The sequence below is a fragment of the uncultured Merdimonas sp. genome (assembly GCF_963929015.1).
Classification (GTDB): domain Bacteria; phylum Bacillota; class Clostridia; order Lachnospirales; family Lachnospiraceae; genus Merdimonas.
In genome coordinates this window covers 592,705-611,916 of record NZ_CAWVHE010000013.1, presented here as the reverse complement: position 1 = coordinate 611,916, position 19,212 = coordinate 592,705, and the positions used below count along the sequence as shown (strand labels likewise).

Here is a 19,212-nt window from a genome sequence, read left to right as displayed (position 1 = left end):
CACTAGATCGCGTGTTGGAGCTGCCTTCCCGGATCTATCTTTTTCAGGGGCTTCCCAAACAGGAAAAGATGGAGCTGATCGTACAGAAAGCGGTGGAGCTTGGCGTCTGCCAGGTAATCCCGGTGGAGATGAAGCGCTGTGTGGTGAAGCTGGACTTAAGGAAAGCGGCCAAAAAAGTGCAGCGGTGGCAGCAGATTGCCGAAAGCGCGGCAAAGCAGGCGGGAAGAGGCTATATTCCCAGGATCCGGGAGGTAATGTCTTTTGAAGAAGCGCTGGAGTTGGCAGGGGAGCTGGACGTGCGTCTGATCCCCTATGAGCTGGCGAAAGCGATGGATCATACCCGTTCTGTGATCGGCAAGATCCGCCCCGGGGAATCCATCGGGATCTTTATCGGCCCGGAAGGCGGATTTGAAAAAGAGGAAGTGGAAAGAGCCAGACAGGCAGGCGCCCTTCCTGTTACCCTGGGAAAGAGGATCCTTCGTACAGAGACGGCGGGGATGGCGGTGCTTTCGATCCTGATGTACCACCTGGAGCCTTAGCGCAGACGGCAGGGGTCATACATATATTGATAATGACAAAATGATTGTTCAGGAAGTGAAATCATGAAAGAAATATATCTGGATAATTCTGCAACCACAATGGCGTACCGGAAGTCGGGGATCTGGTCCGCAAGGTGATGTGCGAGGACTATGGGAACCCGTCTTCCATGCATGCGAAAGGCGTGGCTGCAGAACGCTATGTAAAAGAAGCAAAGAGAGGCTTGCAAAGCTTTTGAAAGTACAGGAAAAGGAGATCTTTTTCACCTCCGGAGGAACGGAAAGCGATAATCTTGCCCTGATGGGTACGGCCAGGGCGCATAGACGCCGGGGGAATCATCTGATCACGACCGGTATTGAACATCCGGCGATCCTGAATACCATGCGCCATCTGGAAGAAGAGGGGTTTCGCGTAACCTTCCTCCCTGTGGACCGCTACGGGCGGGCCAGTCTGGAGGCGCTTAGAGAGGCGCTCTGCCCGGAGACGATCCTGGTGTCCATGATGTATGTCAACAATGAAGTGGGATCTGTGCAGCCTGTGCAGGAAGCGGCCGCCCTTGTCAAGGCCTTTGATCAGAAGATCCTGTTTCATGTGGACGCGGTCCAGGGATTTGGAAAATACCGGATCTATCCCAAACGGCTGAAGGTGGATCTTTATCCTTAAGCGGCCATAAGATCCACGGACCCAAGGGGATCGGAGCTTTGTACATTGACGAACATGTGAAGATCGAGCCCATCGTGTTTGGCGGAGAGCAGCAGAGAAATATCCGTTCCGGTACGGAGAATGTACCCGGGATCGCAGGTCTTGGACTGGCGGCTCAAATGATCTACCAGGATCTGGATGGAAGGTTGCAAGGATGCGGGAGTTGAAAACCCGGTTTATCGAGGGGGTTCAGGAGATCCCGGATACTGCGGTCCACGGTCTGTATGATGAGACCAGCGCGCCACACATTGTCAGTGTCGGGTTTGCAGGCATCCGCAGCGAGGTGCTGCTCCATGCCCTGGAAGAGAAAGGCATCTACGTGTCCAGTGGATCGGCCTGCGCCTCCAATCATCCGCAGATCAGCGGTGTATTAAAGGGGATCGGCGCAGGGCAGCAGTTTCTGGACGCAACTTTGCGGTTCAGCCTGTCAGAATTTACCACAGAAGAAGAGATTGACGAGACGCTGAAGGCGCTGTACAATATAGTGCCAATGCTTCGCAGATATACCAGAAAATAGAAAGATGAGACGAAGGAGATTCGCAGACGATGAGATTTCATACATTTTTGTTAAAATACGGAGAGATCGGGATTAAGGGAAAAAACCGGTATCTGTTTGAGGACGCGCTGGTGCGCCAGGTGCGCCGCGCGCTGAAAGATGTGGACGGGGAGTTTTCGGTGTACAAATCTCAGGCCCGCATTTATGTGGACTGTGAGGGGGAGTATGACTACGAAGAAACCGTAGAGCATTTGCAGAGAGTTTTTGGCTTGGTGGGGATCTGTCCGGTGGTGCGGCTGGAAGACCAGGGATTTGAACAGCTGAAAAAGGATGTGGTGGCTTATATGGATGAGATGTATCCGGATAAGCATCTGACTTTTAAAGTAGAGTCCAGAAGGGCGAAAAAGTCTTATCCCATGAACTCTATGGAAATCAGCAGAGATCTGGGCGAGGCTATTCTGGAGGCGTTCCCGGACATTCGCGTTGATGTGCATCATCCGGATGTACAGGTCAACATCGAAGTCCGCCATGAGATTTATGTCTACTCTTTGATCCTTCCGGGAGCGGGCGGCATGCCGGTGGGCACCAACGGAAAAGCGATGCTTCTTTTATCCGGCGGCATCGACAGCCCGGTGGCCGGCTATATGATCTCCAAACGCGGGGTGGGGCTGTCGGCGACTTATTTTCATGCGCCGCCGTATACCAGCGAGCGGGCAAAGCAAAAGGTGGTGGATCTGGCAAAGATCGTATCCAGATATGCAGGACCCATCCGGCTTCATGTAGTGAACTTTACGGAGATCCAGCTGTATATCTATGATCAGTGTCCTCACGATGAGCTGACCATTATCATGCGCCGGTACATGATGCGGATCGCAGAGCATTTTGCAAAAGAAGACGGTTGTCTGGGACTGATCACAGGGGAGAGCATCGGACAGGTGGCAAGTCAGACTATGCAGAGTCTTGCGGCCACCAATGATGTATGTACCATGCCGGTCTACCGTCCTCTGATCGGATATGACAAGCAGGAGATCGTGAATGTATCCGAAAAGATCGGCACGTTTGAGACATCCATCCAGCCCTATGAAGATTGCTGCACCATTTTTGTAGCAAAGCACCCGGTGACGAAGCCCAATGTAGAGGTGATCCGCCGCTCGGAAGAAAGGCTTGCCGAAAAAATCGAGGAACTGGTGCAGGAGGCCATCGCTTCGGAGGAAGTGCTGGAAGTAGAAGAATAGAGGGAAACAGCAAAAGTACAAAACGTACAAAAAAGGTCAGGCCCGGTTCCGGGCCTGACCTGTGATATCATGTCAGAGATATCGGATTATTTCTCTTCGCAGATAAAAGGAGCGATCACATCCATGACAGCCTCAACTTCCGCTGCATTATCGGAGTGGATGTTCAGGTCGATGGGCTGCCCCAGATCCAGGCTGAAGATTCCCATGATGGATTTGGCGTCGATCACATATCTTCCGGATACCAGGTCAAAGTCATAGTCGAATTTTGTGATCGCATTTACAAAGGATTTTACTTTTTCAATCGTATTTAAAGAAACTTTTACGGTTTTCATTTGAGATTCCTCCTTGTTGTTTTCTTTTCATATTTATCTTAAGAGTGTGGAAAAGAAAAGTCAAGGAAGATTTTGGTTAAATAAATGTTCGCAGGAAAGGATTGTTTCATGAAAAAAACAGCAGCGCTTCACAATCTGGGATGCAAGGTGAATGCTTATGAGACAGAGGCCATGCAGGAGCTTCTGGAAAATGCAGGCTATGAGATCGTTCCATTTCAGGAAAAAGCAGATGTATATATTATCAACACCTGTACGGTGACCAATATGGCGGACCGCAAGTCCAGGCAGATGCTCCACCGGGCCAGAAAGCTGAACCCGGACGCCATCGTGGCGGCCTGCGGATGTTATGTCCAGGAAAAACCGGATGAGGCAGCCGCGTGTGTGGATATTGTGATCGGCAATAACCGTAAAAAGGAGATTGTTTCGATCCTGGAAGCGTACGAAAAGAGCCGGGAAGGGAGAGCCTTAAGGGTTCCAGGGAGCCGGTAAAGGAGCTGGCAGACATCGGGCATGCCAGGGAATATGAAGAACTAAGCCTGTCCCGGACGGCGGAACATACCCGGGCTTATATCAAGGTGCAGGACGGATGCAATCAGTTCTGTTCGTACTGCATCATTCCCTATGCCAGAGGCAGGGTCAGGAGCAGGAAGAAGGATCAGGTACTGGAAGAAGTAAACCGGCTTGCGGCAAGCGGGTATCAGGAAGTGGTGCTGACCGGCATCCACTTAAGTTCTTACGGTATTGACACAGGAGAGGATCTGCTGTCCTTGATCCTGGCGGTCCATGAAGTGGAAGGGATCCGGAGGATCCGTCTGGGCTCTCTGGAACCCAGGATCATCACAGAAGAATTTGTACGGACGATTTCCGGTCTTCCGAAAATGTGCCCGCATTTTCATCTTTCCCTTCAGAGTGGATGTACGGAGACGCTAAGACGGATGAACCGGCGGTATACGGCGGAAGAATATTATGAAAAGTGCGTACTTCTTAGGAAATATTTCCGGGATCCTGCGCTGACCACGGATGTGATCGTGGGCTTCCCCGGAGAGACAGAGGAAGAGTTTGAGGCGTCCAGAGCATTTGTGGACCGGGTGGATTTTTATGAGACCCATATCTTCAAGTATTCCAGACGGGAAGGGACCAAAGCGGCCGCCATGCCCGATCAGGTGCCAGAGCCTCTGAAAACGGAAAGAAGCGCTCTTATGCTGGAGCTTAGCAGGAGAAAGCAGGCAGACTATGAGAAAAAACTACTCGGCGCCACGAAGGAGGTGCTGATCGAGGAGGAGGTTCTAAGAGACGGAAAGATCTGGCAGGTGGGACATACCAGGGAATATGTAAAAGTCGGGATCCAGACAGAGGAAAACCTGGTCAACCGCCTGATTGAGATAGAAATAGAGAATCCTTTTCAAATAATTCATTGAATTTTGGAAAAGATTCATGTAGAATAGGGTTGAAGTATGATTGGAGGACGTGAGTATATGAAAGATTTAAGCAGCACCCAGTTTTTTCAGGTAGAAAGCGGTCCACAGATTCAGGCAAAAGATATTCTTGAGATTGTGTACAAGGCTTTAAGAGAAAAAGGGTATAACCCGGTTAATCAGATGGTCGGATATATTATGTCAGGGGACCCCACCTACATCACCAGCCATAACGGCGCCAGAAGCCTGATCATGAAGATGGAGAGGGACGAACTGGTAGAAGAGATGCTTAAGACGTATATCAGACACAATGGCTGGGAAGAATAAGCAATGAGAATCATGGGATTGGATTACGGTTCTAAAACCGTAGGCGTTGCAGTCAGTGATCCGCTGAAGATCACTGCCCAGGCTGTGGAGACGATTACCAGGAAAGAAGAAAATAAGCTTCGGAAGACCTGCGCGCGCATCGAGGAGCTGGTAAAAGAGTACCAGGTGGAGCAGATCGTGCTGGGGTTTCCCAGGCATATGAATAACGATATCGGGGAACGGGCGGAAAAATCTTTGGAATTTGGTCAGATGCTTGAAAGGCGGACCGGCCTTAAGGTCGTGATGTGGGACGAGCGTCTGACTACAGTGGAAGCAGAACGGACGTTGATGGAAAATAAAGTGAGACGTGAGAACCGCAAGAAATATATTGATCAGATTGCGGCTGTTTTTATATTGCAGGGATATCTGGACTCGCTCGCCCACCGGAAGGATTTCGAAGGGTAGAGGATCTATGGAAAAAATCAAATTCATGTCTGAAGACATGCAGGAACTTGAGTTTTTTGTGCTGGAACAGACAACCGTAAATGGCGTGGACTACATTTTGGTGACGGATTCTGAGAAGGATGACGCAGAGTGCTATATGCTGAAGGAGACGGGAGACGGCCTGGAGGATGACAGTTTTTATGAGTTTGTGGAAGACGAAGAAGAGCTGTTTGCTGTATCAAAGGTGTTTGAAGAACTCCTGGAAGACGTAGAGATTGAAAGGTAAGGCACGAATGTCTATCAGTAAAGAAACATTCAAAGAAATGCTGAGAAAAAAAGGATTAAAAGTGACCGATCAGAGGTTGCTTGTTTTAGAGACCCTGGCAGATCATCGCGATAAACACATGACCTGTGAGGATATCTATGAAATGGTGAAGGCGGAATGCCCGGGGATCGGGCTTGCCACCATTTACCGGACGGTGCAGTTGTTGCTGGAAATGCAATTGGTGGACAGGATCAGCCTGGATGACGGATGCGTGCGCTATGAAATCGGAGAAGCAGCGGGAGACGAAGGAAAGCATCACCATCATCATCTGATCTGTAAGACTTGTGGAAAAATACTTCCGTTTCATGACGATCTTCTGGATGAGCTGGAGGGTCGGATCGAGGAAGAGACCGGTTTCCATGTGTTAGACCACGAATTAAAGTTCTATGGACAATGCCGGGAGTGCCAGAAAAAGGAAAACAGTACGGAGCAACACATGGAGGTGTAAATTTGAAAAAAGAAAACAATGGAAAATTGCGTATCATTCCGCTGGGAGGACTGGAAAAGATCGGAATGAACATTACTGCCTTTGAATATGAAGACAGTATTATTGTGGTGGATTGCGGGCTTGCATTTCCGGAGGAGGATATGCTGGGAATCGACCTTGTGATCCCGGATGTGTCTTATCTGAAAGACAACATTGAGAAGGTGAAAGGCTTTGTGATCACTCACGGACATGAGGATCATATCGGCGCGCTGCCGTATGTGCTTCGGGAGATGAACCTTCCGATCTACGCCACCAAGCTGACGATGGGGATCATTGAGCGGAAGCTGACAGAGCATAATCTGTTAAGAAGCACCAGAAGAAAAGTGGTGCGTCACGGACAGTCGATCAATCTGGGACATTTCCGGATTGAATTTATCAAGACCAATCACAGCATCCAGGACGCGGCGGCTCTTGCGATTTATTCGCCGGCGGGGATCGTGGTCCATACCGGAGACTTTAAGGTGGATTATACGCCGGTATTCGGGGACGCCATTGATCTTCAGAGATTTGCGGAGATTGGAAAGAAGGGCGTGCTGGCGCTGATGAGTGACAGTACCAATGCGGAGAGAAAGGGATTTACCCAGTCTGAAAGGACGGTGGGCGTGACCTTTGACCATATTTTCGCAGAGCATCAGAATACCAGGCTGATCATTGCCACCTTTGCATCCAATGTAGACCGGGTGCAGCAGATCATTAATACAGCCTGCAAATATGACCGGAAAGTTGTGGTGGAAGGCCGCAGTATGGTCAACATCATCCAGGTTGCCCAGGAGCTGGGATACCTGAACGTACCGGATAAAACACTGATCGAGATCGATCAGATGAAGAACTATCCGCCGGAAAAGACGGTGCTGATCACAACAGGCAGCCAGGGCGAGTCCATGGCGGCTCTGTCCAGGATGGCGGCGGATATCCACAAAAAAGTGACCATTATGCCGGGAGACACCGTTATCTTAAGTTCCAATCCGATCCCCGGCAATGAGAAATCCGTATCCCGGGTGATCAATGAACTGTCGGCAAAGGGTGCGAATGTGATCTTCCAGGATGTCCATGTATCCGGGCATGCCTGTCAGGAAGAGTTAAAACTGATCTACTCGCTGGTGAAGCCCAAATATGCCATTCCGGTACACGGAGAATACCGACATCTGAAGGCGAATGCAGAGCTTGCCATAAGCCTTGGGATCCCGAAGGAAAATGTATTCATCCTCCATTCCGGAGATGTGATGGAGGTCAGCAGCCAGGAGGCAAAGGTGGCAGATAAAGTCCACACAGGATCCATCCTGGTAGACGGTCTTGGCGTCGGAGACGTGGGAAATATCGTACTTCGCGACCGGCAGCATCTGGCGGAAGACGGGATCCTGATCGTAGTCCTGACCCTGGAAAAAGGCAGCAATCAGCTGTTGGCCGGTCCGGATATCGTATCCCGCGGTTTCGTCTATGTGCGTGAATCCGAGGGTCTGATGGAAGAAGCCAGACATGTGCTGACCGATGCGGTAGAAGATTGCCTCACACATCAGCGCAACGCAGACTGGAGCAAGATCAAGCTGGTGATCCGTGACACCATGAACGAATTCATCTGGAAGCGGACCAAGCGCAGACCCATGATCCTGCCCATCATCATGGATGTGTAAATGTGAACAAAATGTGAACAGGGACGTAGACCTTTTGCAAAGGTCTACGTCCCAAATTGCGAAATGGGGTGTACCTTTATGGATAGAAATGACCGTCTTGCAGTCTATCTGCGGTCTTTGGAGAGCCCGGAAGATCCGCTGCTTGAGAGGATTGAGCAGGAGGCGCTGGCTTCTTATGTGCCGATCATCCGCAAGGAGACGCAGAGTCTTCTGAAAACTTTGCTACAGATGATCCGGCCGATGCGCGTGCTGGAAGTGGGGACGGCTGTGGGCTTTTCTGCGCTTCTGATGAGCAGATATCTGCCGGCGGGAGCCCATATTACCACCATTGAGAAGTATGAAAAAAGGATTCCGATCGCCAGGGAGAACTTCCGAAGAGCCGGGCGGGAAGATAGGATCACTCTGATCGAAGGGGACGCCATGGAGGTGCTGAAGTCTCTGGAGGGGACTTATGATTTTGTGTTTATGGATGCGGCCAAGGGCCAGTATATCCATTATCTGCCTGAAGTATTGCGGATCCTGACACCAGGCGGCGTGCTGATGTCTGATAATGTACTGCAGGACGGCAGTCTGATCGAGTCCCGCTTTGCGGTGGAACGGCGGGATCGGACCATTCACAGCCGGATGCGGGGAGTATCTCTATGAACTGAAGCACAGGGAGGAGCTTATGACCAGCATCCTTCCACTGGGAGACGGGGTGGCTCTGACAGTGAAAAAAGTCTGACGCGGCCCTGCTGATACGGGAAATGCGGGAAAAACAGTGTTGATGCGGGAAAGACAGCGCTGATACATGGAAACGGACAGGCAGAAGAATGAACGGAGAGGAGAGTTGGAACCATGGAAAGGAGACGACCGGAATTACTGATACCTGCCAGCAGTCTTGAGGTTTTAAAAACGGCTGTGATCTTTGGGGCAGATGCGGTGTATATTGGGGGAGAGGCGTTTGGCCTGCGGGCCAAGGCTAAAAATTTTTCGATGGAGGATATGCGGGAAGGCATTGCGTTTGCCCACGAACATGGAGCGAAGGTGCATGTGACCGTAAATATCCTGGCGCACAACGCGGATCTTCCGGGGGTGGAGGAATATTTAAAAGAATTGAAAGATCTGAAGCCGGATGCGCTGATCATCGCCGATCCGGCCATTTTTGAGCTGGCGAAAGAGATCTGCCCGGAAATAGAACGGCACATCAGCACTCAGGCCAACAATACCAACTACGGAACCTATCTGTTCTGGTGGAAACAGGGAGCCAGACGGGTGGTTTCCGCCAGGGAATTATCATTAAAGGAGATCTGGGAGATCCGGCAGCGGATCCCGGAGGAGATGGAGATTGAGAGCTTTATTCACGGCGCCATGTGCATTTCCTATTCCGGCCGGTGTCTTCTGAGCAATTATTTTACCGGCCGGGACGCCAATCAGGGCGCCTGCACCCATCCCTGCCGGTGGAAGTATGCGGTGGTTGAGGAAACCCGGCCTGGAGAATATATGCCGGTCTATGAAAATGAGCGGGGCACCTTTATTTTTAACTCCAAAGACCTCTGCATGATTGAGCATATTCCGGAAATGATCGACGCGGGGATTGACAGCTTCAAGATCGAGGGAAGGATGAAGACGGCGCTTTATGTGGCTACGGTGGCCAGAACCTACCGAAAGGCCATTGACGATTATCTGGAAGACCCGGAAAAATATTATGCCAACATGTCCTGGTATCGGGATCAGATCAAAGACTGCACCTACCGGCAGTTTACCACTGGATTTTATTTTGGAAAACCGGATGAGTCCGCACAGATCTATGATAATAATACTTATATCAAAGAGTACACTTATCTGGGGATCATCGGCGGAGAAACGGATGGCCGGTATCGGATCGAACAGAGAAATAAGTTTTCTGTGGGAGAGCGGATAGAAATTATGAAGCCGGACGGAAGAAATGTAGAAGTGACTGTGCAGAGGATTTTAAATGAGGATGGGGAAGATATGGAAAGCGCGCCTCATTCCAGACAGACCCTGTATGTGGAGTTGTCCGGAAACGCGCAGCGTTATGATATTTTAAGAAGAGCAGAGGGCTAAATGTCCTCTGCTCCTTTGTTTTCCGGAAGCTTCCCCTGATCTTAAGGCAGTTAAATTCCTGCGGTCACGGCAGAACCGGCTGTTTCCACCACGCGCTTTTTGTGGCTTCTGAATACCAGGCTGCCCACAAAGCCGGCCAGACTTCCCCCTGCAATGGCAAAGATCAGAGCCAGAATTACCTGAAGCGGTGGATTGAAGGCAAAGGGCGCCAGAAGCCCCGGGATCGGAGACGCCGTGCCGGGCGCGTTGTTTACGATCTGAAAGACTGCGGCCGAGATGCCTGCCAGTCCGCCTCCAAAGAAATTCGAGCAGTAAATGGGGATGGGATTGGAAGTTACGATATCTGCCTGGGTCAGAGGTTCCAGCATCACAGCGACCACTTTGCTTCTGTCTCCCAGTTTTAATCTGGCGAAGATCAGACCATTGGTAAAGGATCCGCCCACGCAGGCGATGGCAGCGATCCCCATGGGGAGTCCGGAGAGCCCCAGCATGGCGGTAAGAGCCATAGAACTTAATGGCGAGGTGCAGATCATTTTCATGATGCCGCCAAGGAGAAAGCCCATTACAACAGGCGACTGTTCGGTGGCTGCCGTGATGGTTCCTCCGATGCGGGTCAGCACAACCGTCACGACAGGGTCCGAGGCCCAGGCGATCAGGTGGGCAAAGGGGGCGATCAGGAGAGCGCCCAGGATGATGTTCAGTCCTTCCGGCAGCTTTTTCTCCAGGATGGGAGAAACCATGCCTACCAGATAACCGGCAAGAAAACCGGGGAGGATGCCATAGGAGCCGACGGCTACGCCGGCAACAACAGAAAGAACCGGGTTGGCGCCCATGCTAAGGGGGACCATGATGGCAGCGGCCACGCCGCCAAGGCTTCCGGAGGTTTCGCCCACAATCCGGAAAAATTCCAGCCCCAGAAGATCGCCGGTAATATATTTGTGGATCGCTTCCACCAGAAATGTGGCAACAGCTGCATTTGCCATGCCGGACATGGCAAGCTGGCCTTTGGGCATTTTCAGGCTGAATAAAGAAAAGCCGGCCAGCGCCACCAGTAACAATCCTACGCCAGATAAAATCGTGATCATATTTGTTCCTCTCTTTCTTGTTTGATTTTTGAATCAATGAACGGATTTATTGATAAAACAAATATAATGGAGAGGTTTCAGATGGTTTCAAATGGTGTCAGAACAGACAAGAAAAAATAACGCATCCTCTAAAATTTGTGGATTGTTCACAAATTTTAGGGGATGCGTCACTTTCTTCTTCAGACCTTATTTGTGCACACAGTACATAACCAGAGCGTTTAAAAAACTTTTGATCTTGATGTTTCCGCGTTTTTCACTTTTTCCCCGGATGAAATCCATTTCCCTGCGGACCTGCTCGAAGTTGTAGAGGGTGTTGGAATATTCGGTAAAAATTTCATTTCCATAATCCTCGAGCCCCAGATGCGCCAGATTGGAAAGTCCTGCGGCAGCAGCTCTGCGGATCCTTTGTTCCATGGATTTGGGAGTCTCGCTGAAGCGGCTGCACAGCTCGTTAAGCGTCAGATCTGCAGCCTCTGAGTGGTTCTGTATCATGTACTCTACAACAGAAATGATGTCGCGGCTGCCGATGTCGCCGGCAATCCCGAGACGCTGAAGGATGAGCTGCAAGGATGCGACGGCTTCCTGGCAGGAGGCAAGGGGGCTTTCGTTTTCTGTTTCAGAAGCCGGGGCAGACGCGCGGTCCAGGGTTCCGGGGATATCCTCGGTAAAGAGCTCCTGTACTTTCTGAAGCGTTCGCTTCATAGACAGATTCTGGCGGACCTTCTGGATCACCGTTTCCACTTCTATACTGTTGATCGGTTTCTGGATAAAAAATTCAATCCCCGCTTCATAGGCGGCAGCGATCATTTCCTTGGACGACACCTGAGAAAGCATGACAAAGGCAGTGTCAGGAAGTCCTGGCTTTGCGTGCTCTACAAAGGTGATCCCGTCCATTTCCGGCATCAGAAGATCCACAATAATAATATCTGGTTTCAGGTCAAAGACTTCGTCCAGGCCTTCGTGTCCGTTGCTTCCGTATCCGCATACGTTTCCAAGCTCCCGGTCTGTAATGATCTGCGCCAGGATCCGCCGGATATTTCTGTCATCATCGAGAAGATAAAAATTCATGGTATCATCCTTTCTTCTGTGGTTTCTGTTTCAAATTCCGTCTTTGGTACTTCGATGGTAAATGTGGTCTCTCCTGGGCGGGAGGCCAGGGAGATGGATCCGTGAAACTGGTCTGTGATCAGGCCGCGGACCAGATTCAGGCCGAGTCCCCGGCTGATCTCGCCGGTCTCATAGTTGATTTTTGTAGAGAAGCCGGGGTGAAAGATTTCTTCCTGATTCTGGAGCGGAATGCCGGGGCCGTGGTCGGTCACGGTAAAAACGCATGTTTGTTCGGTAAATGTCTGAGTTGCTTCAATCCGGACAAAAGGAGTGTCCGCCGCCTCCAAAGCGTTGGTAAACAGATTGCGGAATACAGACATCCAGGCGTAATGGCGGGTGGTGTACAGGCGGCCGGAGCAGTGAAGGGCTACGGTTACATCTTTCTCTTTTTCTTTCCCCAGGCGGATCAGGGCGTCTTTCATTAATATTAAGATTTCTTCCATATACATTCCGCTGCTTTTCAGCTCCTGGTCCAGCACCTCTGATATGCCGCGCATGATCAGAAGATATTCTTTTTTGATCTCGTGAATGTCTCCGGCCACGGCAAGGGCGGACCGGGCAAAAGACTCCTGTCCGGGCTGTTTTTTTAGCTCTTCATAGAGACGGTAAGCAGTATTCATGGTAGACTCGATCAGATGAGTGTTTTTTTCCATCCAGAGGACTTCCCCGTGGAGACGGGAGATCAAAAGCAGCAGATTTCGATATCGTTTTTCGTGCTCCCTGCGAAGGAGGAGAAGACGATACTGATCAAGCGTGGTAAGAACGCACCAGATCAGTCCTGTTCTTAAAACAGCTACCAGAAAAATAGCGGCCTGGGCCGGGAAAAGAAAGGCGTCGCTTCCTTCCCGGAGAAGAAGTTCAGCCAGGTTGGACAGATAGTCGATCACCGCCAGGTAGGGAAAGAAAAACCGGAAGGTTCCGTCCTTTTTCGGAAGGAGCCGCGATCCTGCAAAGAGCAGAAGTCCGTAGCAGAAATAAAAAAGGATCTCCGGATAGAAAGACCAGGCGACACTCAGATCGCCGTTTCGCAGCCAGGAAAGAAAAAGCCGTACAAGAAATACACCTGTGCCGGAGCAAAGGGCTGCGGGCAGGATGGGGAAATCTTTTTTTAAGAACAGAAAAACCGGAAGAAAGATCACGGCAACGGAAATCTCAAAATCTGCAAAAAAAAGATTTACACTGAACTGTGCAGCCAGAATCATCAGCAGACATGAGAAAACCAGGGTTTTCATTTTATTATTCATAAAAAAGCTCCATTTTTACCGGGTTTCTACTTTTACTATAACTTTTTCCAAAGCCTTTGTGAACCCTTTGCATAGAGAAAATTGCATGGAAAAGCACAAAAAAAGAAAAAACGACATAGAGTATATCAAATACGCCAAGAGGTGCTCATCTTGAAGTCATTTCCGCAACCCCTCACAGCATCAGAAGAAAAGGAATACATGCAAAAATATACGGAGGGTGACCTGGAGGCGAAGCATATTCTGATCGAACGTAACCTGCGCCTGGTGGCGCACATCGTAAAAAAGTATCAGGCATATGAAGAAGAGGCAGAAGATCTGCTGTCCATAGGCACGATCGGGCTGATCAAGGCGGTAGTCACATTTAACCCGGGAAAATGCGTAAGGCTTGGGACCTACGCGGCAAGATGTATCGAAAATGAGATCCTTATGCACCTGCGGGCCAAAAAGAAAACGGCAAGAGAGGTTTCGCTCTATGAGCCCATCGGTACAGACCGGGAAGGAAATGAAATACACCTTTTTGATATCATTGAAACAGAAGAAGAAAATGCTCATCAAAAAGCAGAGTTACAGGAAGATATCCGAAAACTGTACCAAAAGGTAGAATCCATCCTGTCGCCAAGAGAACGCATCGTACTGAAAATGCGGTACGGGCTCTATAACGAAGAAGAATATACCCAGCGGGAAATAGCAGAACAGCTGGGGATTTCCCGCTCCTATGTCTCCAGGATTGAAAAAAGCGCTATTGGAAAACTGCGGAAAGAAATGGAAATCAGGACGTAGACTTTTTGCAAAGGACTACGTCCCAAATTGCCATTTGCCCTGTACCTAAATGGAATTTACCCTGTACCCGATTGACAGTTTCCTGCGGATGGTGTTATGATAAAATTGTCTTTTTGGAATCGATTTTTCTGGCAGATTCTGAATGATCTATTGTTCTGTTGGCCATTTCGGCCGGTGTTCACAAGGGAAAGGAATTTGTTGTAGGTGGATGATGTCTGTTTTGGGGAAATGAGGTGTGTGTATGGCGTTTAGCGCAGTAGCTTCTGCCTGTATTCAGGGAATGCAGGTAGAGTTGATCCGGGTGGAGGCGGATATCAGCAATGGCCTTCCGGTGTTTCATATGGTCGGATATCTTTCGTCGGAAGTAAAGGAGGCGGCGCAGCGGGTGCGGACGGCTCTTAGCAATGCAAATATCCGGCTTCCGGCAAAGAAGATTATGGTAAATCTGGCGCCTGCGACGCTTAGAAAGAAGGGGGCTTCTTTTGATCTGGCTGTGGCGGTGTCGGTTCTGGCGGCGCTGGGAATTGTCCCGGAAGAAAGTCTGCATGGGGTTTTGCTGATTGGCGAGCTGGGGCTGGACGGATCGGTACGCAAAGTGCCGGGGATCCTTCCTATCGTGAGGCGGGCCAGGGAGGCAGGGATGAAAACCTGTATCCTGCCAGAGGGAAACGGAGCGGAAGGGGCGCTGGTGGACGACATCTGTATTATCGGCGTGTCTCACATCCGGCAGGTTTGCGGATATCTGGACGGAAGTGCAACCATTGCTCCGGTTGTACGAGACAGAGAAGAAGCCGTGCGTCTTCCAGGAAAAGAAGAACCGGATTTTGCAGAAATCTGCGGACAAAGCGGGGTGAAACGGGCGGCGGAGGTGGCGGCCGCTGGCGGCCATAATCTTTTGCTGGTGGGGCCTCCGGGCAGCGGAAAATCCATGATCGCCAGACGGATCCCGGGGATCCTTCCACCTCCCTGCGAAGAGGAAAGTCTGGAGATGACAGCGGTGTACAGTGTGCTTGGGCGAGTGGAAGAAACGCATCCGCTGATCACGGAGCGCCCTTTCCGGGAAGTACATCACACGGTGACAAAGGCAGCTCTGATCGGAGGCGGAAGGGCGCCCTCGCCAGGGGAGATCAGCCTGGCTCACGAAGGGGTTCTGTTTCTGGATGAATTGACCGAATATGAGAAACCGGTGCTGGAAGCGCTGCGGGAGCCTCTGGAGGAACGACAGATCTGTATTGCCAGAAATCACGGGACGTATCGGTTTCCGGCAAATTTCATGCTGGTTGCAGCGATGAATCCCTGCCCCTGCGGGAATTATCCGGATCTTGGGAAATGCAGCTGCACGCAGAATCAGATCCGGCAATATCTGGGGAAGATCAGTCAGCCATTTCTGGACCGGATCGATCTGTGTGTGGAAGCGCCCAGGGTCTCTTATGAAGATCTGAAGGGCGGAGCTATGCAGGCGGAAAGTTCCAGGGAGATCCGTAAAAGGGTCTGCGCGGCCAGAGAATTGCAGGCCAGAAGGTATGCGGGGACGGCGATCCGCTCCAATGCCCTTCTGGGAAGCCGTGAAGTGGAAACATACTGTCTGCTGGACCAGGACGGCGAACGATTTATGAGACGGGCGTTTCAGGTTCTGAATCTGACGGCAAGAACCTATCACAAGATCCTGAAGGTTGCGCGGACAATCGCGGATCTGGAGAACAGCAGCCAGATCCTTCTCCCTCATTTAAAAGAGGCAGCAGGATACCGGACGGTGGACAAGCAATACTGGGGAAGGTAAAAGAAAGGTGGATCAATGAAAGAAGAGAAAAAAGCCTATGATTACTGGCTGGCATCCTTAAGCCCTTTGTCTGCCAGGAAAAAAAGAATGCTGACAGAGGTGTTTGGAAATGCAGAGGATATTTATTATATAGAAGAAAAGCAACTGAAGGAGAAGGCGTTTCTGTCGGAGAAGGACATTTGCGTCCTGATCAATAAAGAAAGAAGAGAAGCAGCCGCCCGGGCATGGGAGAAGATCCAAGAGAGCGGGATCACTATGACAACCTTTGGAGGAGCGGATTATCCCAAAAGACTTCTTAAGATTCCAGATCCGCCGTATGCCCTTTTTGTCCGCGGGGAGCTTCCGCCGGACGATCAGCCGTCTGTCGCGATCGTGGGCGCCAGGCGGTGTACACCTTACGGGGAGGAGATGGCGCTTGTTTACGGAGAGGCTCTGGCAGCGGCCGGGATCGCGGTAATCAGTGGTATGGCAAAAGGCGTGGACGGAGCCGGACAAAGAGGAGCCCTGAACGTGGGAGGCAAGACGTATGGAGTCCTTGGCTGCGGGGTGGATGTCTGTTATCCCAGGGAACACATCGGTCTGTATATGGATATCATAAAGCAGGGCGGCATCCTTTCGGAACGCTGCCCCGGCGAGCCACCGCTGCCTGCTTATTTTCCGGAAAGGAATCGTGTGATCAGCGGGCTTGCAGACGTGATACTGGTGATGGAGGCGAAGGTGAAAAGCGGTTCCCTCATTACTGCAGACCAGGCGCTGGAACAGGGAAAAGACGTCTATGCGCTGCCGGGGCCTGTAAACAGTCCTTTGAGCGAGGGGTGCCACCAGCTGATCCGACAGGGAGCAGGGATCCTGTTGTCGCCGGAAGAGCTTCTGGCGGAATTGGGGATGGAGAAGGTTCATCTGATGAAAAAATCTGACAAAACAAAAATAGTGCTTGAAAGTCCCGAAAATATGGTGTATAGTTGTCTCGGCTTATTTCCAAAGAGTACCAGCCATATAATAGAAGAAACAGGGTTAAGCCCAGGAAGGGTTGTGGAAGCTCTGGTTTCCCTGGTGCTTGAAGGATATGCCAGAGAAATTTCAAGAAATCATTATGTCAGAGCCGATAAAAGGACTGACGGGAAAGTGTAATAACGGAGGAAAGATATGGCACGCTATCTTGTAATCGTGGAGTCACCGGCAAAGGTGAAGACTATTAAAAAATTTTTGGGAAGCAATTATGTGGTCATGGCGTCAAACGGACATGTCAGAGATCTTCCCAAAAGTCAGCTGGGGATAGACATCGAACATGACTACGAGCCAAAATATATTACGATCCGCGGGAAAGGCGAGATTCTGGCATCCTTGAGAAAAGAAGTAAAGAAAGCAGATAAAGTCTATCTTGCGACCGACCCGGACCGGGAAGGAGAGGCGATTTCCTGGCATTTGAGTCAGGCTCTGAAACTGGATGAGAAGAAAACATACAGGATCAGTTTTAATGAGATTACCAAAAGCGCAGTGAAAGCATCCCTGAAAAATGCGAGGGATATTGATATTAATCTGGTGGACGCACAGCAGGCAAGAAGGGTCCTTGACCGGATCGTGGGATACAAGATCAGTCCTCTTTTGTGGGCAAAGGTAAAGAGGGGATTGAGCGCCGGCCGTGTACAGTCCGTTGCGCTTCGGATCATTGCAGACCGGGAGGACGAGATCAACGCATTTATTCCGGAAGAATTCTGGACTCTGGAAGCGGAGCTTAGGGCAGAAGGTGAGAAAAAACCGCTGCGGGCGAAGTTTTACGGGAAAGGAAACCAGAAGATTGTTATACGTTCCAGAGAAGAATTGGATCAGATCTTAAATGATCTGGAAGGAGCCGAGTATCGTGTGGAAGAGGTTCGCAAAGGAGAACGCCTGAAAAAGGCGCCGGTGCCGTTTACAACCAGCACCCTGCAGCAGGAGGCTTCCAAGGCGCTGAATTTTGCCACCTCCAAGACCATGCGGATCGCGCAGCAGCTCTATGAGGGTGTGGATATTAAAGGAAACGGGACCGTGGGTCTTATCACTTATCTGCGTACAGATTCTACCCGCGTCTCCGAAGAAGCAGAGCAGAATGTGCGGACCTACATTTCCGGAACTTATGGAAAAGATTTCGTGGCCATGGAAACTGCGGCAAAAGTCAAAGAAGGCCGGTCGATCCAGGATGCTCACGAGGCCATCCGTCCCACGGATGTAACCCGCACGCCTGCGGCCATGAAGGATTCCCTGACCAGAGACCAGTTCCGCCTGTATCAGCTGATATGGAAGCGGTTTGTGGCAAGCCGGATGCAGCCTGCCAGATATGAGACTACTTCTGTCCGGATCTCGGCAGGAGAATACAGGTTCAACGTATCGGCTTCCCGGATTGTATTTGAAGGGTTCCGCTGTGTGTATACAGAAGCAGACGAAGAAAAAGAAGAAAACAATGTGCTTTTGAACGGACTGGATCAGGATACAAAACTGACGAAAGAACAGTTTGATACCAGTCAGCACTTTACACAGCCGCCGGCGCATTATACAGAAGCTGCGCTGGTAAAGACGCTGGAAGAACTGGGGATTGGACGGCCCAGTACCTACGCGCCCACCATTACGACCATTATTTCCAGGCGATATGTGGCAAAGGAAAACAAGAACCTTTATATGACAGAAATCGGGGAAGTGGTCAACAACATTATGAAGCAGTCTTTCCCGAGTATTGTGGATGTGAATTTTACGGCAAATATGGAAGGACTTCTGGATGGAGTGGCAGAAGGAAAGGTGCGCTGGAAAACGATCATCGAGAACTTCTATCCAGATCTTTCAGAGGCGGTAAAAAAGGCTGAAGAAGAACAGGAAAAGGTAAAAATAGAAGACGAAGTCACGGATGTGATCTGTGAACAGTGTGGCCGGAACATGGTGATCAAATACGGCCCTCACGGAAGGTTCCTGGCCTGTCCGGGCTTTCCGGAGTGCCGCAACACCAAACCCTATCTGGAAAAGATCGGCGTGCCCTGCCCGATCTGCGGCAAAGATGTGGTCCTTCGCAAGACCAAGAAGGGCAGAAAGTATTATGGATGTGAAAACAATCCGGATTGTGAATTTATGTCATGGCAGAAGCCATCTGTGAAGAAGTGTCCGCGCTGCGGAAGCTACATGGTAGAGAGAGGAAATAAACTGCTGTGCAGCGATCAGAAGTGCGGTTATGTGGAAAATACGAGAAATGTAAAGAATATTTAGAAAATTTA

16 protein-coding genes and 3 pseudogenes are annotated in these 19,212 nt (G+C 50.5%); 15 read left to right on the top strand and 4 right to left on the bottom strand.

All coding sequences use genetic code 11. From position 1 onward, the window contains the following. The 3 genes and pseudogenes from ABGT54_RS10010 to thiI form a co-directional block, all read left to right on the top strand. A partial coding sequence (locus ABGT54_RS10010; RefSeq protein WP_346663952.1) for an RsmE family RNA methyltransferase occupies positions 1-539 on the top strand: 539 nt, incomplete at its 5' end. Positions 540-602: 63 nt separating this feature from the next. Then, positions 603-1,756, top strand: a pseudogene (locus tag ABGT54_RS10005) (cysteine desulfurase family protein). Positions 1,757-1,785: 29 nt separating this feature from the next. Beyond that, positions 1,786-2,970: a tRNA uracil 4-sulfurtransferase ThiI gene (gene thiI / locus ABGT54_RS10000; RefSeq protein ID WP_346663951.1), complete on the top strand. Its 1,185-nt coding sequence runs from the start codon at positions 1,786-1,788 to the stop codon at positions 2,968-2,970. Between the two features lie 86 nt (positions 2,971-3,056). On the opposite strand, the gene ABGT54_RS09995 is transcribed toward thiI, so the two are convergent. After that, a complete protein-coding gene (locus tag ABGT54_RS09995; RefSeq protein WP_346663950.1) occupies positions 3,057-3,302 on the bottom strand; it encodes an HPr family phosphocarrier protein in 246 nt (81 codons plus the stop codon). A 108-nt stretch (positions 3,303-3,410) separates the two neighbouring features. Here ABGT54_RS09995 and mtaB point away from each other — a divergent pair. From mtaB to ABGT54_RS09955, 8 genes and pseudogenes are all read left to right on the top strand, one after another. After that, positions 3,411-4,720: pseudogene (mtaB, locus tag ABGT54_RS09990) on the top strand (tRNA (N(6)-L-threonylcarbamoyladenosine(37)-C(2))-methylthiotransferase MtaB). 57 nt (positions 4,721-4,777) lie between these two features. Next, a complete protein-coding gene (locus ABGT54_RS09985) occupies positions 4,778-5,044 on the top strand; it encodes an IreB family regulatory phosphoprotein (protein ID WP_346663949.1) in 267 nt (88 codons plus the stop codon). 3 nt (positions 5,045-5,047) lie between these two features. Then, the gene (gene ruvX, locus ABGT54_RS09980) at positions 5,048-5,488 is read left to right on the top strand and encodes a Holliday junction resolvase RuvX (protein ID WP_346663948.1); all 441 of its coding nucleotides are present in this window, start codon (positions 5,048-5,050) and stop codon (positions 5,486-5,488) included. A 7-nt stretch (positions 5,489-5,495) separates the two neighbouring features. Further along, complete coding sequence (locus ABGT54_RS09975) at positions 5,496-5,753, top strand: DUF1292 domain-containing protein (RefSeq protein WP_346663947.1); 258 nt, start codon at positions 5,496-5,498, stop codon at positions 5,751-5,753. Positions 5,754-5,760: 7 nt separating this feature from the next. Next, positions 5,761-6,240, top strand: a complete 480-nt coding sequence (locus ABGT54_RS09970) for a Fur family transcriptional regulator (protein WP_346663946.1) — start codon at positions 5,761-5,763, stop codon at positions 6,238-6,240. Between the two features lie 2 nt (positions 6,241-6,242). Next, positions 6,243-7,910: a ribonuclease J gene (locus ABGT54_RS09965; RefSeq protein ID WP_346663945.1), complete on the top strand. Its 1,668-nt coding sequence runs from the start codon at positions 6,243-6,245 to the stop codon at positions 7,908-7,910. Between the two features lie 78 nt (positions 7,911-7,988). After that, positions 7,989-8,634, top strand: a pseudogene (locus tag ABGT54_RS09960) (O-methyltransferase). Between the two features lie 113 nt (positions 8,635-8,747). Next, positions 8,748-9,977, top strand: a complete 1,230-nt coding sequence (locus ABGT54_RS09955; RefSeq protein ID WP_346663944.1) for a U32 family peptidase — start codon at positions 8,748-8,750, stop codon at positions 9,975-9,977. Between the two features lie 50 nt (positions 9,978-10,027). Here ABGT54_RS09955 and ABGT54_RS09950 read toward each other — a convergent pair whose 3' ends face one another. The 3 genes from ABGT54_RS09950 to ABGT54_RS09940 form a co-directional block, all read right to left on the bottom strand. Beyond that, entirely contained in the window at positions 10,028-11,059 is a 1,032-nt protein-coding gene (locus ABGT54_RS09950; protein WP_346663973.1) for a PTS sugar transporter subunit IIC, read from the bottom strand. Between the two features lie 189 nt (positions 11,060-11,248). Continuing rightward, complete coding sequence (locus ABGT54_RS09945) at positions 11,249-12,130, bottom strand: response regulator (protein ID WP_346663943.1); 882 nt, start codon at positions 12,128-12,130, stop codon at positions 11,249-11,251. Next, the gene (locus ABGT54_RS09940; RefSeq protein ID WP_346663942.1) at positions 12,127-13,413 is read right to left on the bottom strand and encodes a sensor histidine kinase; all 1,287 of its coding nucleotides are present in this window, start codon (positions 13,411-13,413) and stop codon (positions 12,127-12,129) included. Before ABGT54_RS09940 ends, ABGT54_RS09945 begins: the two co-directional genes overlap by 4 nt. Before the next feature lie 198 nt (positions 13,414-13,611). Here ABGT54_RS09940 and sigK point away from each other — a divergent pair, with 198 nt between their 5' ends. The 4 genes from sigK to topA all read left to right on the top strand — a co-directional run bounded on the left by sigK (position 13,612) and on the right by topA (position 19,204). Next, on the top strand, positions 13,612-14,193 hold the full coding sequence (sigK, locus tag ABGT54_RS09935; RefSeq protein ID WP_346663941.1) for an RNA polymerase sporulation sigma factor SigK: 582 nt from the start codon (positions 13,612-13,614) through the stop codon (positions 14,191-14,193). A 241-nt stretch (positions 14,194-14,434) separates the two neighbouring features. Further along, positions 14,435-15,973 (top strand): YifB family Mg chelatase-like AAA ATPase, encoded by a 1,539-nt coding sequence (locus ABGT54_RS09930; protein ID WP_346663940.1) that lies wholly within the window; start codon positions 14,435-14,437, stop codon positions 15,971-15,973. Positions 15,974-15,988: 15 nt separating this feature from the next. Further along, complete coding sequence (gene dprA, locus ABGT54_RS09925; protein ID WP_346663939.1) at positions 15,989-17,104, top strand: DNA-processing protein DprA; 1,116 nt, start codon at positions 15,989-15,991, stop codon at positions 17,102-17,104. A 15-nt stretch (positions 17,105-17,119) separates the two neighbouring features. After that, on the top strand, positions 17,120-19,204 hold the full coding sequence (gene topA / locus ABGT54_RS09920; protein WP_346663938.1) for a type I DNA topoisomerase: 2,085 nt from the start codon (positions 17,120-17,122) through the stop codon (positions 19,202-19,204). Positions 19,205-19,212: the final 8 nt, after the last annotated feature.

Excerpts from the sequence above, each read along its gene's own strand:
- ABGT54_RS09975 (WP_346663947.1), top strand. The coding sequence starts at position 5,496 with ATGGAAAAAATCAAATTCATGTCTGAAGACATGCAGGAACTTGAGTTT.
- thiI (WP_346663951.1), top strand. The coding sequence starts at position 1,786 with ATGAGATTTCATACATTTTTGTTAAAATACGGAGAGATCGGGATTAAG.
- ABGT54_RS09970 (WP_346663946.1), top strand. The coding sequence starts at position 5,761 with ATGTCTATCAGTAAAGAAACATTCAAAGAAATGCTGAGAAAAAAAGGA.
- ABGT54_RS09945 (WP_346663943.1), bottom strand. The coding sequence starts at position 12,130 with ATGAATTTTTATCTTCTCGATGATGACAGAAATATCCGGCGGATCCTG.
- ruvX (WP_346663948.1), top strand. The coding sequence starts at position 5,048 with ATGAGAATCATGGGATTGGATTACGGTTCTAAAACCGTAGGCGTTGCA.
- ABGT54_RS09995 (WP_346663950.1), bottom strand. The coding sequence starts at position 3,302 with ATGAAAACCGTAAAAGTTTCTTTAAATACGATTGAAAAAGTAAAATCC.
- ABGT54_RS09955 (WP_346663944.1), top strand. The coding sequence starts at position 8,748 with ATGGAAAGGAGACGACCGGAATTACTGATACCTGCCAGCAGTCTTGAG.
- ABGT54_RS09985 (WP_346663949.1), top strand. The coding sequence starts at position 4,778 with ATGAAAGATTTAAGCAGCACCCAGTTTTTTCAGGTAGAAAGCGGTCCA.
- sigK (WP_346663941.1), top strand. The coding sequence starts at position 13,612 with ATGCAAAAATATACGGAGGGTGACCTGGAGGCGAAGCATATTCTGATC.
- ABGT54_RS09940 (WP_346663942.1), bottom strand. The coding sequence starts at position 13,413 with ATGAATAATAAAATGAAAACCCTGGTTTTCTCATGTCTGCTGATGATT.
- dprA (WP_346663939.1), top strand. The coding sequence starts at position 15,989 with ATGAAAGAAGAGAAAAAAGCCTATGATTACTGGCTGGCATCCTTAAGC.
- topA (WP_346663938.1), top strand. The coding sequence starts at position 17,120 with ATGGCACGCTATCTTGTAATCGTGGAGTCACCGGCAAAGGTGAAGACT.
- ABGT54_RS09930 (WP_346663940.1), top strand. The coding sequence starts at position 14,435 with ATGGCGTTTAGCGCAGTAGCTTCTGCCTGTATTCAGGGAATGCAGGTA.